The organism is Paenibacillus endoradicis, assembly GCF_024721975.1.
This window is the reverse complement of record NZ_JANQBB010000003.1, coordinates 609586-635724: the sequence shown is the minus strand read 5'-3', so window position 1 is coordinate 635724 and position 26139 is coordinate 609586. Positions and strand designations below refer to the sequence as shown.

The window sequence follows — 26139 nt, the reverse complement described above, 5'->3', positions numbered from 1 at the left end:
TAAGTGAAGATGCATAATGCTGTATGTCTAGTGGTTTATTTCATAATTATGTATTAGATCTATAATGCTCTAATTTGGTCATTAATTTTCCCCTTGCTTATTCCTCCGTGATAACAAATTACGGATTCAATATCTAGATCCAAATACTTTTTCAAGGAAAGCCGAGCTTCCTCTATATCGGGTGTTGTTGGCTCATGAATTCCTCCGAGTATTCCGTTTACACTATACATCGAATCCCCAGCAATTAGAGTTTTACTTTTTTTCAAATATAGGCTGATATGACCGGGGGTGTGCCCAGGCGTGTGAATGACTCTAATTCCACCGCAAACATCAATTTCCTCACCATCTATTAATGTTTTGTCCACTCTGCCCTTAGGAGGATCTATGATGTGTCCATCTTTTAAAAGTGGTAATTCACCTTGGATATATGGCTTATCCAGTTCGTGCGCAAATACTTGAACTTGGTTACCACACTCTCCCAAAATCTCAGGTAGACATCCTATATGATCTATATCCTGATGTGTCAAGATCACAATTTTCACATTATTAAGTGACACTCCTACCTTCTTCATAGCTAGTTTCAAATCTTCAATCTGCCCAGTGAATCCTGTGTCTATTAAAACGGCCATTTCTTGATCCCACAAAAGGGTTGGGTTGATTGTACTCCCGTAAAAGTCAAGTTCAAGTATGTGAACTCCATTTGAAATTTCCATTTTCTCAGCTCCTTTATAATTATAGCGATTAAACAACACGATATAAATTTTATGAAATGTAAACTTATTTTTCGTAAAAGATATTATTACTAAATCTATTGTTTTGTCAATAAATCTCTTTCATCTAATATAATAATCCTAATACAACCGTAAATAGAATAAACTCATACGCGAATCCTTTTTTGCGATTTTGACTGGTCATTTCATACGGCTCATACATATGAAATGCATACAGAACATTATCATCGTTGATTGGTTTCAAAAACTCAAATGCCCATGGAGTTGCATATAATCCTGAATTAACAATAATCGGTGTATCTTTATCTACCAAGCGAATCGCTTCTACTATCGTTTCATACAATTTATTTAAATCAGCTGCTGTATTTTCAACATTGCTATACCACTCGCTATAATCCTGTGTCTAAAAATCTTTAAATCCTGTCGCTGTTTCTGGGTGTAGTTCATTCACTAGATTATATCCAACTACAGCTGGATGATCCTTCAATCTAGTAGCAAGGTCACTCCAAAACTGTGCAGATTGTTCATGATAACTAAAATTCTGCCAAATTGGATCATCGTTCTTGAAATTATTAAATTGTCTCCAACGATCTCCTCGCAGACTTAAAACTGTTAATACTACTTTTGAACCTCGTTCATAAGCTGCATCCAAGTCTGCTTTCAATGCAGCAAAATCTTCTTCTACAATACCTTCATATTGATCTGCATTACCAATTAAAAAATCTTTTTTCGGATTTGAATCCGGCTTATCATTGAATAAAAAATCTCTATCCTTAGCCCATTTATCCGGAGCTAAGCGGATAAATTCAATATTTTCTTTATTAGCTTCACTATAATTTTCTGGAATAGATTTCGAATTGATAAAATTAGTACCTTTTTTCTGTTCATCCCAAAATGAAATCTTACCTAAAGCTTCTTCCTTATTTGATAATGAGTTGTCTTCTTTATTCGGTAGTTTGTTTACTTCCTCCTTCACTGAACATCCTGCCACCAATACTAGAAGTAAAATTAATATTAGTGGAAAGATATTTCTAGAAAAACGAACTTGATTTTTCTCATTTCCTCACCTCATCATGTATTGTAAAACACGAATGTTACATGAATGTCATAAAAAAATATTAGATTGTTATATTATGAGATCGATAGAAGTAGTACCTTCGTTTCCTCTTACTATTCACATTACGAATCGATTTCCAGTATGTTATATATTCACTTCCAATAATTCATATTTTAGAAGATCAATTAATTGTATTGTATATGAGTCCCACATAATCGATACCCTCTTCATATTTGCAACTCAAACCTCTAAACTAAAATATTCATATTATATTAAATATATTTTTTCAATTAGTAAAAGAATGCAACAAGAGCAAAGAATTGCACATTGTTAACAACCCAGTGATTCCCCATAATTAAAGCGTATACAATTATTCTTCAACATAGCTTATACTGCTAAGGGGGAAAGTTCCATGTATAATGTACTGCTTGTTGATCCTAACGATTTTACACTCCATCAAACAACAAAGCTAATTAAGCGATTAGACATTAATTTTAAGGTTACCAATCAAACCAATCAATATCATAATGTTACTCAATTAATTGAGAATCATCGTTTCTCACTCATTGTTATAAATATTAAAGGTTACAACACAACTGGAATATTACTATGCAAAAAAATACGAAGTAAAAGTCGTATCCCAATTATTCTTATAGGTGGAAAAGATGATTTCCAACTTGCTAGAAAAGCATTGACGTATCAGATCAACGATTATTTAACCGAACCAATGCGAGAGGGTACTTTGAAAACAAGTTTGTTGGCCGTTAAGAAAGCGCTTACTATTAATTCTTCATATGAACCGAATGATGGCCCAACTTCTACAGTAGCAGTCAAGAAAAACGAACCGTCTATCTCTATTATCGAAACCGTTAAACATTATGTACAGAATGATATGCATCAAAACATTACATTGAAAAAGATATCGAGCATACTACATTTTAACTGTGCCTATTTAGGACAAAAATTTAGATTGCATGAAAACATGTCTTTCAATGCGTATTTACTACAACAAAGAATGGAAAAAGCCAAAGTATTACTCAAAAAAACAGATATGAAAATATATGAAATTGCTAATGAGGTAGGCTATACCGAGATTGACTGGTTTTATAAAAAGTTCAAACAATATACTGGCTTAAGCTCCAATGAATATCGAAAGAAATATGATTATTCTCAAGCAAATTAATTACCGCAACAAAAAACACCAGATATCTGGTGTTTTTTGTTGCTATCTCATAAGTTGATATGTTCCATGAATTAACTTCATATAGTGGAAATAATCAACATCAACGTAACCATTAGTCTCTAGACTTGCGTAATTAAATATACCTATTCGATAGCCCATAAAATGATCTAATGTATATTTCATCTCCAACGGACGTCCAATTTCTATCCATTGACCATCTTTTGAAGCGTAATAAAATTTTGCAATATCAATACTATTTTCATAATTAAATTCAATTTTTAAATAGATAATACTAGGGGCATATGGCACCGATTCAACCACTGTTTCCATACCAAGACCATCGTTCACGCTCATCACGACAACTCTATCACCATTGCTGTCTACTTTAACACCAACAGTACCAAAAAGACTTTGTAAGGCAATCAATCCAGCATGATCGCCAAGGTTCATATACGAAATATCCATCACAGTCGTTGCTACACATGCTGGACCTTCCGTACGCTGTGTCAGCGTATTACGTGCTTTGAGCACACTATCTACAATATTGCCAGTCGTTAAGCGTAGATGACTGTCTCGCTCGGTCACTGACCATAACTGATTGTTCGGGTTATGATTCCATTGCCAATTCAATATTAATTGATTCTCTTCATAATCGAATTCATCACTAATTACAATTGGTTTACATGGTGTATTAGGGAAATTTGTAGCAAACTTTTCCGAAGCTTTACCCTCTACACCGACTATCGGCCAGCCATCAAGCCATTCCATAGGCTGCAATACAGGTATTCTTCCAACTGCATCATGATCTTGAAATAAAAGCGTATACCACTTATGATCTGCTGTTTCAATTATACCACCTTGGGCAATCCCTTTATTATAATAGCCCATATCATCATCCAAAATGATCTTCCGTTCATAAGGCCCAAGAAGCTCGGAGGAACGATAACATACTTGGCTACGACGCTTATTGCCTACTGTCGGCCATTCAATAAAGAATAGATAGTACATTCCATCTATTCGATATGCATGACATCCTTCACATCGTAAACCAATACCCTCACTTTCAGTTTCTAATAGTAACTGAACAATCCCGCCTTCTTTCACCGCAGTTGCATCTGCTGTTAATTCGGCAATATAAATACCGCCGTTTCCGTATATAACAAATACTCTATCCTCCTCAAATAGTAAGCTTGGGTCATGGAATAAGCCATTGATTACTGAGCGTTGCCAATTTCCATTGTCAATATCATCCGTCGTGTACGTATAAAACTGATTCATGTCATTGCTAGAAAAACATACATAAAACAGTCCATTGTGTTGGCGTAAACTAGCTGCCCAAGAGCCTTGACCATAGATATTTTTACCATCTACCATATTATGAGCGTCATTATTCTCGAAGCTATCATAGACGTAATTAAGGATCTCCCAATTCAACAAATCTTGCGACTTCATAATAGGACAACCGGGCATAACATGCATACTTGTACTAACCATATAATAATGATGACCTACTCGAATAATATCAGGATCTGGTATGTCAGCCCAGATGATTGGATTAGTAATTAAAGTATTATCCATTGTACTATCTCTCCCTTATGAAATTGATGATTAAGATTTAGAACTATTAATAACATTCCAAAATGATTGCTTTGGCTTGTGCTCTGTATCAAATAGAAATGGCCAATTTTTACGATTATGTACTGGGAAATGATCTAGCCAAGTATAATCATCAGCTGCACCCCAAAATGTTACTGACGAAATATGTTCACTGTATTCCTTAAATAGTTTAAACACTTGTCCATATCGCTGCGCTTGTTTTTCTAACATCACTTCAGTTGGAACTGTACAATCGGTTCGTCGATCATCGAATTGAAACATCGATAAATCCATTTCAGTTATATGAAGTGTTACGCCTAAGCTAGCATAGCGTTCAATCGTCTGGCGAATATCGTCAAGAGAAGGTTGATCAAGATTCCAGTGTGATTGCATACCAATTCCATGAATAGGTACATCTTTTTCCTTTAAGGATTTCACTAAACGATATATTTTTTCTCGTTTTATAGCATCAGATTCATTATAATCATTATAGAATAATAGAGCAGTAGGATCAGCAGCATGAGCATATTCGAACGCTTTTGCTATGAACTCTTCTCCTACAATGTCAAGCCATTTCGATGAACGCAATATATCATTACCGCTATCAGATACTGCTTCATTAACTACGTCCCATGCATAAAAATTGCCTTTATAGCGAGTAACTACAGTGTCAATATGAGCTTTCATTCGTTCTAATAATGTTGCACGATCAACAATGCCACTTGAAGGTTTTTCGAACATCCAATCGGGGGTTTGATTATGCCATACGAGCGTATGACCTCTTACGCCCATATCATTTTTTTTAGCAAAATCTAGCATTTGGTCTGCAACTTCAAATTGAAACTGCCCTTCCATAGGCTGCAAACTTTCAAACTTCATTTCATTTTCAGCTGTGATGCTATTGAAATGTTGTTTCAACAGTTGCTCTTGATGATTAAGCGTAAATTTATTAACTGCTGCCCCAACTAAAAAATACTCCACGAATTCCTCATATAGCTTTGGTATTCCTTCATTTTGTACTGTTTTCATAATAAATTTCCTCCTATGTATATTTATTTGTTTATTTCGCGAGAAAATAAAACCGTCAACCTATGTCGATTCGGTAATTTTATTTTCCTATAAAAGATTCAATTCCTACGTAATCAAACCAATCAAAATGAGCAGGAGATGTAGATTTTACTCCATTACCAGTTGCGTACATAGCTATTAGTACTCCAGTAAATCCACCTGCCACTTCTGTAGCAAGCATTGCACATTCTCCTTGTCCTAACATAATTGTATCTCGAGAATCGATAGTAGCTTCAAAGTAATAATGCCACTTATCTGCTCTGACTGTTAATACAATGGATTCAGCTGACAAGGGTATCTCATTCTCTATCTTCCATAAGCTACCGAGCCTTCTACGGAAAATAAGCTTGCGCTCACCTGAAATCCGTTTCACTGCAAGTTCATAATGAAACCTTTCATTCATATATACAGTAATTCCTGCTTCTTCCCCGTCTTGCTGTGGATTAAATGTAAGCTGTGCGGATGCTTCACATGCAAAGTGTTGTTGCCTTCTACCAACAAATGCAGGCGCACCACAATCATCCAATGTTTCTGTAGACCCATAAAGTGTCAAACAGCTTACCTTACTCTTTAATGAATACTTATCTAGATTCGGTAATCGCAATAAATTCCAATGAGAAGCTAGTTTTTCAGTATTAAAATCATCTCGAATTGTAAGTTCTATTTTTGGTTGAAGAGTTAATCCTTGTGCTGACACATTTTCACTGACCGTACCATTATCACCTATAATTGGCCAGTCATCTTCGCTCCATGTTACAGGTGCTAGAAATGTTTCTCTGCCGAGATGATGGCGATTCGGGTAACCAACTGGACGAATCGCTAGAAAAACTGCCCACCAACTTCCCTCACTTGTTTGCACTATATCTGCATGTCCAGTAGCATGAATAGTTTTTGATTGACTACGATGCGTCAAAATAGGATTGTTAGGACACGCTTCAAAAGGGCCCGTTGCTTTTGTACTTCTTGAAATTGTAACCATGTGGCCATATTCGGTGCCGCCTTCGGAAATAAGAAGATAATACCAATTTCCAATCCGATACATATGAGGAGCCTGAGGGTATTGTCCCCCTGTCCCTTGCCAAACAAAAGTATAATTTGTTAATCTATTTCCATCTTCTATATTGATACGACTTTGATAAATTCCTGTACCCGTCTCTGAATTCCCCCACGCCGTAGAAAAATATACGGTACCATCCTCATCGAAAAATAAGTCCGGATCAATCCCTGGTTGATCTACATAAATAGGTTTTGACCATTCTCCTCGTGGATTATCCGTATACACATAAAAATTTCCACCAGCTGAAACATTCGTAGTTACCATATAATACATTCCATTGTGATAACGTATCGTAGGAGCATAAATTCCACCTGAACTTCTTGCTTGATGTAAATCTAGTTGCTCTGGACGTGTTAGACAATGTCCAATTTGCTCCCAATGCACTAGATCTTTACTATGTAAAAGGGGAACTCCTGGAAAATATTCAAAAGAACTTGTAACTAGAAAATAATCATCGCCACTTCTACAAATGCTAGGATCAGGATGAAATCCACTGATTACGGGGTTATTATAATTCATATTTCAAAACACTCCTTTACCTATAATAATGAACTATATCGTTTGATCATATGAACAACAACCTGTTGAAAAGAGGTACATATACCTGCCTAGTTATAGGTACGAAACGTAACATATTACAAAATCTCATCAAGTTGAAAAAGCAGCAGTCAACTTCTGACATGCTGCTTTTTTGAATCATTGAGTATAGTTTTTATCTTGTAGCAGGATCAACTAACGCCCAAAAAGCTGGTTTTGCATGTAGCTGCTTGTCGAATAGAAACGGTGCTTCTGTACGAGTAATAGGGAATGTACTTAGCCAGGTATGATCATCTGCAATTCCCCAAAATACAACACCACCAATAATATCCTTATGTTCTTTAAACGCTTCAAACAATTCAGCGTAGCGGTCAGCCTGCTTTTCAACGATCTGATAGGGAATTTCTTCACCAAAATCACTGCGATCATTCCATACATATAAGCTCATATCTAGCTCAGTCACTAGATTATCAAGACCTAATCCTGCAAATTTCTCCATAGACGCAATAATTGAGCCAACCGGAGGCCATTCGATATTAATATGAGTTTGATGACCAACGCCATCAATTGGTACATCTTTCTCAATCATTTCTTTGACTAGTTCGTATAAACGGTCTCGCTTAACGACATCATCTGTACCATAGTCGTTAATGTATAGCTTAATATCAGGACCTCCCGCTTCGCGTGCAACGCGAAAAGCGGTTTCAATATAATCAGTCCCGGTTATTTTATACCATTCACTAGCGCGCATTCCATCCGGATCAGCTGGTTCAATAACTTCATTGACAACATCCCATGATTTTATATCATCTTTGTAACGACTAACGATCGTTCGAACATGCGTAGCTAGACGTTCGAGTAAGAGCTGTTTGTTTGCCTCTCTCTTATCTGTGTCTGTCTCGTCAACCATCGACTTGCCTTCCAAATCTTTAAAGAACCAGTCTCCTACTTGAGTATGCCATACTAACGTGTGGAAACGAACTTCCATATTATTCGCTTTTGCAAACTCAATAAGTTGATCTGCTTGCGTCCAATTAAAGTTACCTTCTGTAGGTTGAAGTGAAACAGGCTTCATCGCATTTTCAGCAACAATCCAATTGACATGCTTTTTAAGTAAATCTGCCTTTAGTCCAGTTGTTTGGAAAGGTTCCAACGCTGCCCCAATAGGAAAATACGCCGAATATACTTCGTACAATGATGGAATATCTTCTTCTACAGATAGCTCTACTATTTCTTTCACTATGACTTCTGAAGTAATGCTAGGCTCGGGCTCATTCGTTGGCTCGATGACTGCATTAGTGGGTTCATCTTCAATGTTTACAGCTTCTTGTTGACCGTTGTTTCTAGCAATTTTATTATTATCTGCTTGATCATTCCGCGTGGAGTTAATAATAATCAATGTCAACGTTAGAATGATAACAATGCCAGCAATAGCTAATATTTTTTTATTGAATTTGGGATTCACTACTTCATCCACCTTTGCATGAAATTAGAAACACCATACGCGAACTAGTCATATTACTACGTTCCACGCATGGCGTTCTACCTATTTACTATTTATCCAACAATTCCTGTACGTTCAATACTTTCTACAAAATAACGCTGAACAAATAAGTAAATAATTATTAATGGTAAAATAGCTAGCAATATCCCTGTGTCCTGAATCATGCTCAAATAGAACGGATCTACAGTCGCCCCAACTCCACCTTGGAGAGTAGCTGAAACATTATACGGTAATGATGACAGCTGCGTAGACATGACCTTTCCGCTTGTTAAATAGGTCGTCGTAAAAAAACTATCATTCCATTGCCATACGAATGAAAAGAGCGCAACCGTAACAATGGAAGGTATTGCATTAGGTAGCATAATGCGAGTGAATGTTGAAGGTACACCTGCACCATCCATATATGCGGCTTCTTCAACCTCTTTCGGTATTCCCCTAAAAAATTGCCTAAAGATGAAAATATATAGTCCTGCTTTAAGAGAGTTTGCCGTAATAGAAGTTAAAATAAAAGGCCAATAAGTATTTAATAGATTAATAGATTTCCCCCCGGTAATCAAAGGAATGAGCCCCAATAGCGTAAAGTCATTCATATTAAGATAAAGGGGAATCAATATCGTCGAAGGTGGCACAAGAATCGTAAGTATGACGCCTCCAAAAAGTAAATTGCTTCCCCTAAATTTAAGTCGGGCAAAAGCATAACCTGCTAGTGCACAGGACGCCGCAGCTAGAATGGTCGTTAACCCTGATAGAGTAAAAGTGTTTAACAATGTCTTACCATAATTCATAATAGACATCGCCAGTTTAAAATTGTCAAGCGTATATGTCTCTGGAATCCACACGACAACGGGTGAATAGAGATCGGATTTATCTTTAAACGCTGTAGAAATTTTCTGAATGATCGGGAACAGGATAACGAACGATAGACCTACAATAAGCGTCAGTCTCACGAATGACCAAATCCAATGTTTCCATTGTTCTAGTGACAATAATTTACCTACAATCTTCAACTCATTCATCCTCCTTCTAATCATAATAAAATACCCTTTTGGATACTAAGTATGAACTGGTCAGTAGAATCAATGCAATCGCTAGGAAATATATCCATGCCATCGCAGAACTGAGACCAAAGTTGAACGAAGTAAAGCCCGTTTGCCGGATTAAATCGGTCATCGCATTTACGGAGAAAGAGTCAATAATTGTATAAATCATATTTACAAAAATTAGCGGACTCACCATAGGAAAAGTGATTTTCCAAAAGGATTCATATCCAGTAGCCCCCTCCATTGTAGATGCCTCATAAAGCTGAGGAGGAATCGTCTGGATCGCTGCAAGGAAAATTAATATTTGTACCCCGGATTGGCTAACTATCTGATAAATGCGGTCCACTGCCCCTGTTAAATATTGAACGATAATTTCACTTACCCCTGCCCTTAACATCATGTTCTCCAGTTCAAAAACACCCATCGCACTAGTAAAACCAGATCCGATATTCTCATCATTAACAGCTTGAATCAAACTTGAACTCTCAAGAGTAAGAATAATCCCAGACGCTAAGATAACAGGCAAGAAAAAGATTGATCTCGCAAAAGCTCTTCCTACAAACTTCTGATTCAACAACACCGCTATAAAAAGACTGAATATGACGATTAAAGGAACGTTAACGACCATATTCACAATAGATTCCACTAATGAACGATTAAAGTTCGTATTAACTGTCAGTGCATTAATATAATTTTCTAAACCTATAAAATTGATGTTTAACCCTTCCGAACTGGCTACAACGGAACTAAAGCTATACCGCAACGAATCCACTAATGGAACAAGAAAGAAAAAAATGAATCCTATGAGCCATGGAAAAGCAAATATTATACCCCATAACGCCTTTTGTTGTAGATAAGACCTTTGCTTCATGCCGAGCTTCTTCAAGATTGTTCACCACCTGTAATATAGCTCTCGGCATCAATTGTTCTGCCGTCAATTGTTACTTGTGAATGATTATAATTCACAATTACGTACATGCTCTCGTAAACGGTTTTATAGACGCCCTCAGTCAGCTTTTCATGTCCGATGATGCGCTCATTCTGAACCTTCCGTAGAACCTCGTTCACGTTGTTATAAATTTCTGATGCTTGATCTATCCATAACTCGTAATTCACTGCATACAGATTGTTATAATCGGTATCCTTCACCGTATGATTCGGTTCATAAATCCACTCAAAGTAGACCCCTGATCCATATTCCAAACATTTCAATATATATTGCTCCATACTCGTAAACGTAGAAAGGTTATATGGTGCTCCCGTATAATTAATAGATCCTCGAACTACCATTTGATAAAAAGGAATTTCTTCATCTGCAATTTTGAATTTGCTACTGGTCATTGGAGCATTCGTTATATCCGTCAAAAATGGAAGAGCATAAGAATTCCCTCCATTAGCAATGACACTTAAACTCGCTTCACCTATCTGGTTCAAAGCATTGATAGAAAATTCCTCAGATTCTGTACGATCAATTTGCTTATTTTTTCGATAATCACTGTTCAATTGATCAGCTAAGTCCCGTAACGATATGCTTTGGATCGGAAGATCCAACAGATCGTTTAACATGCCATCCACATAACTATTGACAAGTCGTGGAGAAATAACATGAGAAGGTATGCGAGATCTATCTCGACCATCTAGACCCATATCATAAGCAAATATTCTAGCAGGAACCCCTTTAATCGTTCTTGCGGCATCCTTAGATGTATTAAAGTGATCATCTGTGTATGCTGTCAGCAGGGCAACGTCAGGATAAAAAGATATCTCTTGTTCTTGTGCGAACGCCGTGAAATCACGGAAACCTTTTTTACCGCCTACTTCTTTATCGATTGAGATACTTTTTGGAATACCGTGATTCAATCCGTTATTGAACCAACCAGAATACTGAAGCTTGATGTGGTTAATATCACGCTGTTTCATCTCAGTAATAATGTCTTTTGTTTGCTCAAATGTCGTAAGCGGTTCTAGTGATTCATAAGGTATTCCTGCAAATTTCTTTTCTTTATTTATGCTCCCCACCACTTGCAAGTAGAAAGGAGAATCCTCTGACTTTGTATCCGTTACTAGCTGAGGAAGACCGTTCTTAGCCAACAAATATTTCTGGAAATATTGAGCCATTCCCTTGTAGGACGCTTCTTCTCCGTCTAAAAAAGCATAGCGAATTGTAAAATCAGACTTCATCTTATTTTCTTGGAATTTTGGTAGTGAACGCTGTTTCCCATTCGCATTCAAGGTGACTTCACCATTATTAAGCACAGTGAAGATGGGGTATACATAGTTGTAGCTATTTAATTTCCCACTGACATCGGCGTGAATAGACGCAGCCGCGGCACCATCTTCAATAATACCTAAAAATGCACTGCCTTCACGAATAATACCGAACACAGGTAGCCTAACTGACTCTTCACTTACGGCTGATACATAAGATTCTAGCGTCATATCTGTTCCGTAAACTTGCTGCTGGTATGCCGAATACTGAGTTTTCCCATTGTTGAAGTTAATGAGTGCTCCAGAACCATCAGGGACAAATAAAGAGCCTTCTTCTTCTACTCCTCCTGCTCCAAAATAATTCATTATGGAGAGCTGGCTAATAGGATAGTCCTCTGGGTATTGAATGCTTGAGCTAGGGATTTTTGCAACAAGACTATTAGCATCCAACGTATATTCAATAGCAGCCTGAAAGACTCTTGGTTCAGAAATAGGCTGGTCCAACTGATGTTCCTCAATATCCAACAATAGATCTTCTTCCGTGTAACCCGCATCCTCAAAAGCTTGAAGCGCACGCTTAAGTCGAATCCCTTGAAGTATTTGATCGTTGCCTCTCACGTATACCGATTTTTCAACATCTTCGGTATAGGCAGTTTGTAAAGCTCTCTGCCCCGTTTCATCTAATTTAGTTGCTAGTTGTTCGAAACGGCTTTTGCTAATGAGCATTGGCAAATCATTCAATGTTTTTTCATACTTACCGAATCGATAAGTCACTCTGACACCATTGGAGATTGGTTCAAACCTAATCTGATTATAGTCTGCACTATCAGTTTTGGAGTTGATTGAATTGATCTGTCCAGACATATTGTAGTAATCGAGTTTCATTTGTGAAGATAATAACTGCTTATTAATTCCCAAAGCAACTGCATCTGAGTCACTTTCAGGCGGGTTACTATACCAAATCTCACCATTATTTTTATCGATGACAGCAATTTCCCCTGTCTGTTCCGTCACCAACAATTGTAAATTATCATTCTCGGCAATCCCCTTCATTCCCGCAACTCTCGAATCCGTAAAGGAGGCCTTTAACGATTCTCCCTGTATGAATTCCTCTGTAAGCGCAGCGCTATCCAATTGAAGCTCATCCATTGAATCTGAACAACCTGCAATGATGATTGCGCTTATAACAAGTACTATCATTAAAACTTTTTTAGTCTGTATCATTTGTGCCCTCCTTTCTCAGTTTCTCAATGCCAGTTCTTGATAAATAACGGAAATGAAAGAGATGATCTGTTGGATTAAACTAAAAAATAATAAACTAAGAAACGCCATAAATGCCATAGCGACAATAGTGAGAAGAATGGTAAGTATTGATTTGGACGGTGAAAATTGATGTACCGTCATATTTCCAATGAACAACATAAAAACAAACCAGATTAATGCTAGACTGTTCGAAAAATAATAAAATACCGATTCTTCCATCGAGATGACGTTGCTTAGCCAAATCCAAGGAAAATTAATAAGTACCAATGGAATAAGTGCAAAACATGTTGAAGTGAAAATTTCTACAAATTTCCCTTCTCCGTCCAACAATGTTGTAAGTGACCAGTTTGCTATACAAAAGAACAAGACTGGCACTATGACATATATAATTTCCATAAAGCTATTCATTGATTTAGGATCTACAATATGAACGACAAAACCACTGTATTGGCTGGACAAGATGTTTGTTAATGCGAGCATGAATAGAATAGCAATGGCAAAGATCAAGCTCTGCTTCTGATTGCGGTCGTATTTCAATTCCCAATAACCATCAAAGGGATGAAAAATGAGATAAAAAGGATATTTCACAAGATCTCTATTCAATGGAAATCCCCCTCTTTCTCCGTACTAACTTCCTGTATCTTGTTGCAACTGAAATTACAACTGCCATTATCAATATGCCTGTCATAATAATCGAGAAGTATTCCCGAAGCACTTCTTTGCGATAGAGTAAGTACGCCTTGGAATAATTTTTCTGATCCATACTCTTTTTAAAGTAAAACATTGCCTCTTTGTAATCTCCTTGACGAAGAAGTGCCTTACCGATTCCACCATAGGCGAACTCTAAATTGGAGTTCATATTTATAGTTTGTTGAAAATAATTGAATGCCTCTCCTTCATCTCCGCGATAATAACTCCTAACTGCCTCATTAAGCATTCGACCGTATTCCGTTGTCTGGAACACCGTAATCTCACCAAGTGCCTTATCTAGAACTAGGAAATCATCTCCCATTCTAGTAATTGCTGTTGGTGTCTTAAATTCTCCTAATTTATTTCCTAGACCACCGAATATATATAACAGATGTCCATCCCCATTATATGTAAATACCCTTCCTCTTTTTGCATCAAGCACCGAATACATCTCGCTATCAGCCACATCGATATCTACTAATCGAGATGGACCTTCATCTGCAAAGTAGCGAATGTCGCCCATAGGTTTGAAATATCCATTTCTACGCAATATATCGCTACCTTGAGCGTTTAACATCTTAATGTTGTCACCCCATTGATCACCATTTGTAACATAAAGAAAATCTTCTTCGTTTATGTCCAAATTTGTAAATTCTGTAGGAGTAAACATTATCATTTTACTTTGTTGCTCTTGTGTGGAAATCGTTTTCCAGAAATACTCAATAGGATCTACGTTTACACGATTTGCTCCCGTAAATGTATTGAATTCCCCTGCAGCGTTAAATTCCATCAAGCCATCGAATACTCCTATTGACATAACATATATTCGCTGTGCCTTATCGGCTACAACCCGAACTGGTTGGAAATCAAACGTTGAATTAAGTAATTCGGATTGTGGTGCTTCAATAATTTTTATAAGGTTATTATCCTTATCAAGCTCTACTATACGTTTATTGCCAGTATCAGCAATTAACAGTTTTTTATCTTGCGTTACAAACAGTCCCTGAGGGTTAAGTAATGTTTCGATTGATCCTTCATTGTTAAATGAATCAATGACATTAATCAATTCGTAGTTTTGATCTAAAATAACTACCCTGTTATTTCCAGAATCCAATATATAAATATAGTTATCAGATGTGACTTGAATATCGCTAGGTTCCTTTAATATCCCTATTCCAATATCCAACCCATTAACCGAACCGGTCGCCGTATAGGCGGCAGGCGAAGCAACCGTTCTTCCCCAATAAGAATAGTTGTAGGAATCTGCGTTGCTATTAGCCTGGACTGGACTTCCCCACACACTTATGCCAATTAGACAACAAAGTGCCATGAAGAGACCCTTTCTTATTTTGGGGTTTCTAGTCAACATCGTGCAAAGCCCCCTTCTAATCCTTCATCCCGGAAGTAGCCATTGTCTCAATGACGCTACTCTGAGAAATAATAAATAGTGATATTGGAACAATCATCAAAAGTAGTGCGACTGCCGCACCAACCCCTGCTCTCGCAATTCCCCCAGCAGTAATTTGTCCCAAGGCGTAATGCAGCGTTTTTAAGTTCTCACTATAGATAAAATTACCCCCGTCACTACCCCATAACATTGGAAACTGCAAAATCATAAGAGTTAACCATGCAGGCTTTACGTTGGGCATAACAATAGTCCAATAAATCCTGTATTCATTGGCACCATCAATTTTGGCAGCTTCTAATAAAGCATCAGGAATTTGCTCCATGAATTGCTTCATTAGGAACAATCCTAGTGGGAAAGCTAATGCGGGTATAATAATGGATGCATGCGTATTTACCCAGCCCAACCAAGACATGATCAGATAGTTGGGTGTAGCTGTTACATGTGGCGAGAACATTAGAGCTAACACAACGATAGAGAAGAGTGTCTTTGAGCCAAGGAATCGATATTTCGCAAGGGGATAAGCTGCTGCAGATGCCAGCAGAATATGACCAACAGTACCGACAATCGTAATCAGCAAAGTATTAGCGATATATCGAGATAAAGGTACCCAAGAATTTCCCATTAAAGATATTAAATCTAAGAAGTTTTCTATCGTCAGATTTTTCACAAAGAAACGCGGTGGAAATATAAATAATTCATCAAGTGGTTTGAATGCATTGTTCACCGCATAAACGAGCGGCAAAGCCATGAAGGCCCCAAAAAAGGCAAGCAACGCAAACAGCAAAAAGCTGACAGTAAAAGAACGATTAAGCTTTTTAGGCGTTCGAAAGACCGCCATCATTTTCATGACCAACGTTACTCACCTATCTTTCTCAGCATTTTTTGTGTCAGCATATTAGTTCCAAGCATAATGCCGAAGAGAACTGTTGCAATGGCGGACGCGTAACCCATCTCAAAACGAATACTACCAAAGTCCATCAAATGCGTTACGATGGTATGAGCCGCGTAGTTGACGCTCGGAAATCCTGCAAGTGCGATTGAAATATCAGCAACTGCAAACGATCCTGTAATCTGCATAACAGCTCCGAACATAAGCTGTGGTCTCATTGAAGGTAATGTAATAAACCATAGTTCCTGCCAACGATTTCTAATTCCATCGACAGACCCTGCTTCAATCAGTGTTCTATCGATCGTCTGCAAACCAGCAATAAAGGCAAGGAAACTCGTTCCTAAACTAAGCCACAGTTGAACTAGCATAACAATCGGCAAAATATATTTCTCATCAAGAAGCCATTGAATAGGTTCTAATATAATACCTGTTTTCATCAAAAATCCGTTCAAATAACCATAGCTATCGCCCGAAAATACGATTAGCCATATGAAAAACACATTACCTGAAATCGAAGGAGCATAAAAAACTAACGTCATAAATGCACGTACTTTAGGTGATAGTTCATTAATAATCCAAGCAAACAAAAAACAGGCGATATAACTAACAGGACCAGTAATAACCGCGAACAGAAGAGTATTCTTCAAAGCAATCATAAATACATCGTCGTTAAGCAACAGTCTAGAATAATTTTGCCATCCTACAAATCGTGGAAATTCCAGCATATTAAAATAGAATAGGCTTAATACCAAAGAGAAAACGACGGGAATGACAGTGAACAAAAAGAAAATCGTCATATATGGACTTATTAAAATATAATAATGCTTGTTACGTTTCAACTCGCTGGCGATATGTGCCCACTTCGATATCTTCTGCGGACGAATGAATCCCTTTGCGACCTGAGCGGTTTTCTCTGTTTGCATCAGCTTCCACCCCTGACTAATACGGTAAGTTAAATTCTTTCCGTTTGATTTCAATTTCATCGTTAATGTACAAGATATAATCAGACAACGCTTCACGAGGATTCTCACTAGCGTTTACGACTTTTCTGAAAGCATTGTCTAAGTGTCTTCCAGTAAAGTAGCCACCAGGAACTTGCGGGATACCTCTTACCCATTTCCACTGGCTCTCCAGATTTTTATAATCCTCGATTGGCCAAGGTAATTCTTCAAGAGCCTCAATGTTGGCAGTTGGGTAACGAGCCGCCTCGCCCATAAGCCCTTCCATTTCACGGCCGTAAGCGACCTGAGTTTCCTTGTCCGTCCACCATTTCATAAACTCCCAAGAAATCTCTTTATTTTTCGAATTTTCGAGCATCAGGACTGCGGTTGTGTGGCTCGCTACTTCATGGTTGACCGTACCATCCGCAAGTTCTGTTCCAGGCACAAGCGTGAATTCCCATAAACCTTTAATCTCAGGAGCCATAACCGTCAGCATGTTATACGTTGTATAGTCTGCAATGCCTATCGGCATTTCACCTGTCCGGAATCGATTCGGGAAGTCTGCAATTAATGGAAACTTATAGCTGGTATAAAACTGCGACCATTTTTTGAATGCTTCCATGGAAATTTCAGAATCCAACGCACTTTTCGTATCATTATCACCGTAGAACTGACCACCGTTTTGATAAAGTAGCATAGAGAATGTCGCATTCGGAACCATATTTGCATTTGTAGTTTCAAGTGGTAAATAAAACTCCATGTTATGCTTCTGGAGCACGGAAATCATGTTATATATATCTTGCCAAGTTTTCGGCGTTGTCAATTCCAATTCATCAAGAATGTCTTTGCGATAGAATAGCATTGGAAAGGTCTGTTGCTCAGGCAAAGCAAACACGCCTCCATTGTACTTGTATGGCTCTATACCACTGTCACGGAACCTAGTTACAACCTCATCAAAATCGTCAAACTTCGTTAAATCCGCAGCGGCGTCTCTCATCGCATAGTTAACAGGAATATCCTCGCCTAGTTGCATAGCAACATCCGGACCTTCACCAGCAAGGGTAGCAGGCAATAGAATATTTCCCGGTACAAGACGAAGCTTTACGGATATATCGGTCTCTGGTGTAAAGGAATCATCAATTAAGCTTTTCAATACTTGCGCCTGATCGCGTCCTGTCGTAATCCAAACAGTTATCGCTTTATCCTTTTCTCCCGTGTTACCTATGCTGTCATAATCTTCTGTATAAGAAGAAACATAAGCGCCTAGCTCATGCCCAATTACTTCCAATATTGTAGCGTCAGCTCTTGGTAGTTTTTGTTCAGGCGAAGACACGATAAGATAATCAAGCGATAAAGGCTGTTCACGGACGGTCAAAATCCAAGTCCCTAGACCTCCGACATTAATTTTGTAGGACTTCAATTGTTTGGCAACTGTCTCCGGATATTTAACCATTTCTTCTAGTTGTCGAACCATGGAGTGAAGAACCGCAACCTTATCGCTTCGCTCTCCCGTAGCTTCTTCTAAGTAATCCGCTACACTTTGAATTATTTCAGCCTGTTCAGCGAATACCTCTGTCATATTTGGAATACGCTTCTCCAATTGATAATCTCGAAATGGATCTGGTGTATTAGAGGTAATCATTAGTACCTTTCGATACATCTCATTGAGCTGAAGTACACTCGACTCAATCGTTTGCAGTAATGGAGCGATATCTCCAAGTGAAACTGTCATTCTAATACGATGGGTACCTTTCGTTAGATGGAACAGATAGGGCTGCTCATCTCCCCCCAACACATCCATCTTCCAATCTCTTTCATAATTAAAGCGAATCCTCTTCATTTCCTCAAAAGGGTATTCTCCGTCAATCATTAGACTCCGTGTAGCATAGACACCACGAAGCTGGTTCTGCTTCTGCTTCAATGCTAGTTGATACAAACCATCCTCTTCGACGTCGATCTCCCATTCAATCCACTGACCAGGTAGTTTCCAATTCAATCCGCCAATTGTGTTGATACGGATCTTTGAAACATCATACGGGATAACCGTAGGGCTTGATCTATCTGATACTGGAAATAAAGTAGGTGATGACTTAGAAATGGCATCCTCAGCTTGGATAAGCATATATTGATCCTGGGCAACTTTAATGCCCTTGGCCTCGTACTCATTCTCCAGTTCTTCATAACTTTTCAGAGCCTTATTCTGATACAGTTCAATATAATCGATAGCCATAGGCTCACGTAACGATGTTAATGAAAGTGATTGGATTCCTTTGTCCAGGAAAAAGGAATATGATTCTTCAAAATAACCATTCCTATCCTTGAAATCACCGATTTGCCATTCAGGTTTCTCTACCTGTCTAGGTCGTAAATCGTTGTCCCGATCATCTCTTTGAATTTCTTCATAACGGTTTGCCCAAATTCGGTCAAATAATAGTATTTCTGCCCCTTTAAAGGGTACTTCACCATTAATAGTAAACTCTCTTTCAATAGAAGAGCTTTTTCCTTCTAACGGAAAATAATGAATTTTAATATTGTATAATCCTGGGTCTTCTATTGATACATCCCAACTGATGGTGCCTTCTTCCGGTGTTACTACTGCTTGACCATCTAATCCTTCCAACTGGTTGACGATCTCAAAACCATCTCCGAGAGTCTCAACAAAATTTTCCCCTTCGATTCGAATCGTCTCATTAGGTCTATCCACTGTCGAATGACGATTTAAATATGCTGCATACCCATCTTCTTCCGATAAGCCTGTAACGGCATCAAAACCACCTATAGCATAAACATGCGGTTGAGTGGTGGAATCTGAAGGTAAGAAAGCCCACAGGGATAATAGAAGTGCGGCAAGAACCATTAGAACAATCACTTTCTTTTTCTTTCTTGTGTTCAACGTTTCTCCCCTCCTGATGCATTATTTTTAATTTCAGCACTTTTAGCAACATTCCTCATGAGACAAACCAACTACCTAATGAGGAATGTTGCATTTTAATTAAAGTTACTTTGACTATAGATTATTTTTTAAGCCATACTTCATCTACAGCAGCCTGAACTTTAGCTTTGTACGTCTCAACAACCGTTGAAACAGAAACACCATTATTCAAGTCACCAAGAATTTCCCAGTAAGGGAACGACGGATAAGTCTCTCTGTCAAGTGCATGCGTTTTCTTGTTCGCTGTTCTTAGATTGGCAACATCTTCCTCGTTATCAAAAATAGATTCGTAATAAGCCTGAGCTGAATATTCACTAACAGACTCGTAATCTTGGATTTTTTCCATGATGTACACCATCTGCTCTGGATGTTCGACAGCTTTAGGAATAACATAAAATGTAGGTGCAGAAGTAACGCTAGTATATTCTGTTGCACTTGGAGATTTAGGGTAAGGAACAAAGCCAATTTCAGAGTCAGGCATATCCGTACGATATCCAGCAATTTCATACATTGCACCATTAACTAGCAAAGTGTTACCTTGACGGAAGAATTGTGTTGGCTCTGTCCAATCTCCACCTTCTGTCGGTCTTACAAGTTTCTCAGTTGCAAACGTGCTTATATGATTAAATACTTCAATCGTTTTTGGATCATCTAACGCTTGTTGATTTCCATTAGTGAAGTCTGCACCATTAGAAGCCATTGCCGCATCAATGGATACATTTGCAAGTCCCCAAACATCTATTTTCCCATCGTTATTTGTATCTTTGTTTCCTTCTTTAGCAACTTGAAGGAAAGTATCCCAGTTCCAGTTGTCTTCATCAACGTACTCTTGCAAAGGCTTCAAGCCCAACTCGTTCATCAATGTTTTGTTATAGATAATACCATTTGCACCATTATCTCCATCATAAATGGAAAACCCGTAAGTTTTACCTTCGTATTCGGAGAACTTTTTACCGCTTGGACTGAATGCTTTATCATTCTTTGTATATTCATCGAGTGGCCAGAAGAAGTCTTGCTGTACCATACTAGGAATTGCCCAAGGTCTCCTAATTAAGAGAATATCTCCGACAGGATCATTTGCTAGCATTGAAGCGGACACTTTATCAACATACTCATCATAGGTCAAAGCAACATATTCAACTTTGAAATTATGTTTTTCCATTAATGCATCTAGATTTTTCTGGCGCTGGATATTGTCCGGGCCATCTTGTTTTATTGCAAGATCGAACCACGCTACAATCTTCACAGTTTTCCCACCAAGATCAAAATCCATTTCAGGTGTTGCATTTGGGTTCTCTTTAACTACATCAACATCTTCATTTGATACATCTTCTGTAACCACCGGTTTACTGGATGTATCAGGTTTAGCATTATTTCCTGAATTGCCACCTCCTGTATTTCCACTACACGCAGATACTACTAAAACAAAAACAAGGCACAACAGTATTAACAACCTTTGTTTCTTTAGCATTTTTTTTCCCCCTTAAGAGTTAACTACATAAGAAGTGTAGCGCTTTCATATATAGCTCAACAACCTGCCTGTATTCAGTTGAATACCTGCTAAATTATAGGTTTTTAGCAACGTAAACAGTTCCGTTTAAAGTCATTAAAAAAACGAGTAAAGAATTGCTTACAATCAAAAAGATTGCACACTTCCCAAGCTTGCTTCATATTTGATCCCAGTTTATCTCCCTGCACATTTCGTTATCAAAGTCTGCTTTTTGAACTACCCCTTATAATGAAAGTTCAAAAAGCGGGCTTTCAGAACCGAGCAGGTGAAACGTTACTTGAGAAAGGCGGAAGCGCAAGTGTACGTGTTTGGTACACGCGAACCGTACTTTCCAAGTTCGTTTCAGATGCGATGTCGACTAAACTACGAGACCATTCATCGTTATCAAAGTCTGCTTTTTGAACTACCCCTTATAATGAGAAGCCCCCATATCAATTAGATATGGGGGCACAGCATCCTAACTATTCATGAAACTGCCAGTAATCAAGCTTGAATAACTCGCTATTGTCTTCTCCTCTAAATACTAAAAATAAATGATGAACTCCAACTGCACCTTCAATTTTCGTTTGCAACTCAGAGTACTGATCTAGGCCAGTTGCTGCAGGAATAGACAGCTCTCCTATTAATTCCCCATCTGGGCTATCTAACCTAATTTCAATGTTGCTAGCAACATTACCATTGGCTCCTGCTGCCGTAAATAACGTAGCACCCCTACTCCCAAAATCCACATTGGAAACGGCTATCCAATCGCCATTATCAATATCTGTTACCACTCTATTAGAAGAAGGTTTCTGCGCGTTATCACTAATCTGCTCCGTATTTATTCCTGCTTGCCAACCGATAGTCTCCGCTTCTACTCGAACATATGGATCGAAGGCTTTTAATTGCTTAACACCTTCATAATCAGCAATAATCTCTTGTATCGTTCCATCTTCATTAAAGAAAACCTGATTCAGATGAGTTGAACGATATCCTTTTGGTACTCCCATCGCTTTAGACAATGTCTGTGCATGATAAGCGATATACCAGCTTTCATGGAATTCAAAAATGGCATGATGATTATTACCGCCTACATCAAAAAAGTGTCCTGGATTTTTCAGAATTATCCCTTCATATGTCCATGGTCCCATCGGAGAATCACTGACCATATAAGCAATTTGACCTGCTTGAGGGCTTCCTTCGGGACGAACACCACCGTAGAAATTCGAACAATACGTATAATAGTATTTATCATTCACTTTGTTAATCCCTGAATTTTCGAACATATACGGAGCTGGAATTGGAAGAGCTTTTCCCACCACACTAATCATATCTTCGCCTAGTTCCATCACTCTAGCAGTGTTCGGCATTTCTTCCTGTCCGTCTGGAATACCTCCACCAAAGTAGATATAACTCTTTCCGTCATCATCTACTAACACAGCTGGGTCAAACAACCATGTTACTTTTTCCACACCAGGAGTTTCTCTAGTAATAAGTGGTGTACCAATAGGGTCGATCCAAGGTCCTGTCGGACTGTCACTCGTCAATATACCAATATTACTTGCATTATTAGCAAAGTAGATAAAGAATTTATCTTTTCCGTCAATCACTTTATGTACTGCAGCAGGTGCCCAAGATTGCGTTGCCCATTTTGCAGCGCCATCTGGACCAGCTGCATCTACAAAGCCGTGATCAGTCCAATTGACTAGGTCATCTGATGAAATAACTGAAAGCTTATTAATATTAGCATAAGTATTATCCTTGACATTGCCACTCTCGTCATACTGAAATACATCGTTCGTCATATAAAGATATACTCGGTCGTTATATACTAACGCATAAGGATCTGCTCCAAATTTGTGAGACACTAACGGATTACCGTTCAAAACATCTTTACCTACCGCTTGAGTAGGTGGTGCATAGGTAAGCTTGGCTACTGCTCCACTTACATCAATGTTTTCCTTCTGTTGTGCTGAATCTACGATTTCCAAAGAATCTACCTTTATTTCACCATTCGTCATTTCAACAAGCTCCTTTTTAAGTGTAAATGTAATTGTTGCAAGTTCCTTACTGAAGTCAACATTTTCATATAATTGCTTCGTTACATTTACAGAATTTATTTGTAATGCTATGCCGCCTGCCACTTCTTCATAGGTTATTTCTACTTCAGGCGTATTTTGTTCGTTAGCAACGATCCTTTCAACTTCTAACCAATCTGGAAATTGTATCGTCGCATGAAGTTGCTGGAAATTCTGATCATCTGATAACTCATCAAGCAATATACTTATTTCATATCTACTCCCCTTTTCTTTACTTAACTCAACATGATTTTCTTTCAAGTTAGCGCTCAGAACTGCCGTTGTTTCAAGTGCTGTTGCTTCTGGGCTGAATCTGAAAAAATCAAAATCTACATATCCTCCTACGTTCTCTGTAGCATAATTAAACAATGCAAAGCGATATCCCATAAAGTGAGGCAATGTGTAGCGCATCTGTAACTCTTGCCCGAAGATTGTCCATTGCTTGCCGTTGAGACTATAGAAAAATTGAGCCTTATCCGTTGTAAAGTCAAAATCAATTTTGAAATATACTTGCTTTTGTAATAATAAGGTTCGATCAATTTCAACACCTTTATCAACCATAACGATATATTGTTCTCCTGCTTTCTTAGTTACCCCAACAAAGCCATACTCTTGCTGAAAGGCCGCTAACCCAGCATAATCTCCATCCTTCATATAACTAGTATCTATAGATGTCCAGCCAGAGCTTTGGGGCCCTTGTCCCCTTTGGGTAAGAGTATTTCGTGCCTCCATTACATTGCTGACAACATTATCGGTCGTTAATCTCAAGAAACCTTTTCTCTCAGTGAGAGACCACTTCATATTGTTAGGATTATGATTCCATTGCCACTCAAGGCCAAGTTGTGAACCATTAGGCATACTTTCTGCTACTTCAGAAGCAGTTGCTGGAATTTCATTAATAGACATAACTGTACGCTTTGAAATAAATGCAATGTTATTATCACTAGAAGAAGGATCGGCAATAACTTCTACCTTAGCCTGATCTTTGCCGCTCCAGTCGGCAATATTACTATTGAACTGACTGTTGACTACTAGCTCTACACCTATCGACTGTGTACTTGAAGCTACTTCCGTCGTTAGAACATCTGATGTATCATGTGCTATAGTTGCTTGATTGAACTCATCGCTTTTCGTTAAGTTCTTAACAGAGCCACGGCTTGCTAATGTATACAAAGTTAGAGGAACTTTTCCTTCTTCATTTCCATAAACAGGCCAATCATCTTTCCAGTTAACGGGTACTAATACTGGAATTCTTCCTACTGCATCATGATCTTGAAACAGCATGGCATACCAGTTACCTTCTGGTGTATCCACTAAACCACCTTTTGCAACGCCGTTATTTTTGAATCCCATCGTATCACTAAGTACCAGTTTCCCTTCATAAGCACCATCTATATTATTAGAACGATATACGTACTGCTTTCTAATATCTCCTTTCTCCCACCATATGGCAGTAATATAGTATTTTCCGTTAATTTTATAAGCATGTGCCCCTTCCATCCCCTCTTGACCAGAAGTAACAATTTGCTTAGTAAGTCCAGATAGGTTAATCGCTTTATAATCCGAGGTTAACTCTTTAATATTGAAATTTTCGATGCCATAGATAATGTATGCTTTATCATCATCGTCAAAAAGCAATGCTGGATCATGAAAGTATTCATTAAATTCAGTTCGCTCCCAATCCCCGCTTGGATCCTCTGTACTAAATAGATATGTTTTTCCAGAGTCTAATGATGCCGTCAGCACATAGAACTTACCATTGTGGTACTTAAAGCTGTTAGCCCATGAGCCCTCTCCATAGATGTTCATTCCAGCTCGAAGATTATGTTCATCATTGTCCTCCAAACGTTGATACGGATAACCAATGATTTCCCAATTCACCAAATCAGTAGATTTCATTATGGGCGAGCCAGGCATCATATGCATACTGGTGCTTACCATATAATAGTCATTGCCGACGCGAACAACGTCTGGATCAGGTGCGTCTGCCCACATAATTGGGTTACTTGCACTTAGCAATCCTTCCTCTGTTATTACATCTGATTTCTTATCTAATAGTTGATAAAAACTTATTAATAGTATTGCAATAAATACTAATAGGATAGCTGATAATATAAACTTTTTTTTAGATTTAACAATCATTAATAGCCCCCTTTCCAAATTCGCTACCTATTCGATGTCGAATATACTAAGAAGCCATTCATCATTATCAACGTCCGCGTTTTGAACTAATATTGAAATAAAAGTTCAAAACATTTGCTTGTCAGCACCAAGAAGATGATCCACAGCGAAAACGAGTAGCACAGCGTACGTTATGTGTACGTGAGCACACGCAGGCTTTCGATGGGGGCATATTCGATGCCGACTACGCTACGTTAGCATACTCATCGTGATCACAAGTGACTGTTTTGAACTTACTCTTAAATCGTAACGTTTCACCTTCATTGCTTCAACCTGTCAAACTAAGG

16 protein-coding genes and 1 pseudogene are annotated in these 26139 nt (G+C 38.2%); 1 reads left to right on the top strand and 16 read right to left on the bottom strand.

Annotation, left to right across the window (positions count from 1 at the left end; all coding sequences use genetic code 11):
- Positions 1-59: 59 nt before the first annotated feature.
- Both NV377_RS13055 and NV377_RS13050 read right to left on the bottom strand, forming a co-directional pair.
- A complete protein-coding gene (locus tag NV377_RS13055; RefSeq protein WP_258199363.1) occupies positions 60-713 on the bottom strand; it encodes an MBL fold metallo-hydrolase in 654 nt (217 codons plus the stop codon).
- Positions 714-873: 160 nt separating this feature from the next.
- Positions 874-1632: pseudogene (locus NV377_RS13050) on the bottom strand (glycoside hydrolase family 5 protein); the annotation flags it as partial.
- A 568-nt stretch (positions 1633-2200) separates the two neighbouring features.
- Here NV377_RS13050 and NV377_RS13045 point away from each other — a divergent pair.
- Positions 2201-2971, top strand: a complete 771-nt coding sequence (locus NV377_RS13045) for a helix-turn-helix domain-containing protein (protein ID WP_258199362.1) — start codon at positions 2201-2203, stop codon at positions 2969-2971.
- Between the two features lie 42 nt (positions 2972-3013).
- Here NV377_RS13045 and NV377_RS13040 read toward each other — a convergent pair whose 3' ends face one another.
- The 14 genes from NV377_RS13040 to NV377_RS12975 all read right to left on the bottom strand — a co-directional run bounded on the left by NV377_RS13040 (position 3014) and on the right by NV377_RS12975 (position 25813).
- Positions 3014-4549 (bottom strand): glycoside hydrolase family 43 protein, encoded by a 1536-nt coding sequence (locus NV377_RS13040; RefSeq protein WP_258199361.1) that lies wholly within the window; start codon positions 4547-4549, stop codon positions 3014-3016.
- 30 nt (positions 4550-4579) lie between these two features.
- Positions 4580-5596, bottom strand: coding sequence for an endo-1,4-beta-xylanase (locus NV377_RS13035; protein WP_258199360.1), 1017 nt, complete (start codon positions 5594-5596; stop codon positions 4580-4582).
- A gap of 79 nt (positions 5597-5675) precedes the next feature.
- Positions 5676-7211 (bottom strand): glycoside hydrolase family 43 protein, encoded by a 1536-nt coding sequence (locus NV377_RS13030; RefSeq protein ID WP_258199359.1) that lies wholly within the window; start codon positions 7209-7211, stop codon positions 5676-5678.
- Positions 7212-7404: 193 nt separating this feature from the next.
- A complete protein-coding gene (locus tag NV377_RS13025) occupies positions 7405-8694 on the bottom strand; it encodes an endo-1,4-beta-xylanase (RefSeq protein WP_258199358.1) in 1290 nt (429 codons plus the stop codon).
- Between the two features lie 92 nt (positions 8695-8786).
- The gene (locus tag NV377_RS13020; protein WP_258199357.1) at positions 8787-9749 is read right to left on the bottom strand and encodes a carbohydrate ABC transporter permease; all 963 of its coding nucleotides are present in this window, start codon (positions 9747-9749) and stop codon (positions 8787-8789) included.
- 7 nt (positions 9750-9756) lie between these two features.
- Positions 9757-10644: a carbohydrate ABC transporter permease gene (locus tag NV377_RS13015; protein WP_258200333.1), complete on the bottom strand. Its 888-nt coding sequence runs from the start codon at positions 10642-10644 to the stop codon at positions 9757-9759.
- 11 nt (positions 10645-10655) lie between these two features.
- Positions 10656-13205 carry a DUF5696 domain-containing protein gene (locus tag NV377_RS13010; protein WP_258199356.1) on the bottom strand — a complete coding sequence of 850 codons (2550 nt, stop codon included), beginning with the start codon at positions 13203-13205 and terminating at the stop codon, positions 10656-10658.
- Between the two features lie 15 nt (positions 13206-13220).
- Positions 13221-13847: a YIP1 family protein gene (locus NV377_RS13005; RefSeq protein ID WP_258199355.1), complete on the bottom strand. Its 627-nt coding sequence runs from the start codon at positions 13845-13847 to the stop codon at positions 13221-13223.
- Positions 13840-15303 carry a hypothetical protein gene (locus NV377_RS13000; RefSeq protein WP_258199354.1) on the bottom strand — a complete coding sequence of 488 codons (1464 nt, stop codon included), beginning with the start codon at positions 15301-15303 and terminating at the stop codon, positions 13840-13842. The genes NV377_RS13005 and NV377_RS13000 overlap by 8 nt, the downstream gene beginning before the upstream one ends.
- 16 nt (positions 15304-15319) lie before the next feature.
- A complete protein-coding gene (locus NV377_RS12995; RefSeq protein WP_258199353.1) occupies positions 15320-16189 on the bottom strand; it encodes a carbohydrate ABC transporter permease in 870 nt (289 codons plus the stop codon).
- Between the two features lie 8 nt (positions 16190-16197).
- Entirely contained in the window at positions 16198-17154 is a 957-nt protein-coding gene (locus tag NV377_RS12990) for a carbohydrate ABC transporter permease (protein ID WP_258199352.1), read from the bottom strand.
- A 16-nt stretch (positions 17155-17170) separates the two neighbouring features.
- A complete protein-coding gene (locus NV377_RS12985) occupies positions 17171-20065 on the bottom strand; it encodes an extracellular solute-binding protein (protein ID WP_258199351.1) in 2895 nt (964 codons plus the stop codon).
- A gap of 121 nt (positions 20066-20186) precedes the next feature.
- Positions 20187-21575, bottom strand: coding sequence for an ABC transporter substrate-binding protein (locus NV377_RS12980; protein ID WP_258199350.1), 1389 nt, complete (start codon positions 21573-21575; stop codon positions 20187-20189).
- Positions 21576-22075: 500 nt separating this feature from the next.
- Positions 22076-25813, bottom strand: coding sequence for a family 43 glycosylhydrolase (locus NV377_RS12975; RefSeq protein ID WP_258199349.1), 3738 nt, complete (start codon positions 25811-25813; stop codon positions 22076-22078).
- Positions 25814-26139 lie beyond the last annotated feature (326 nt).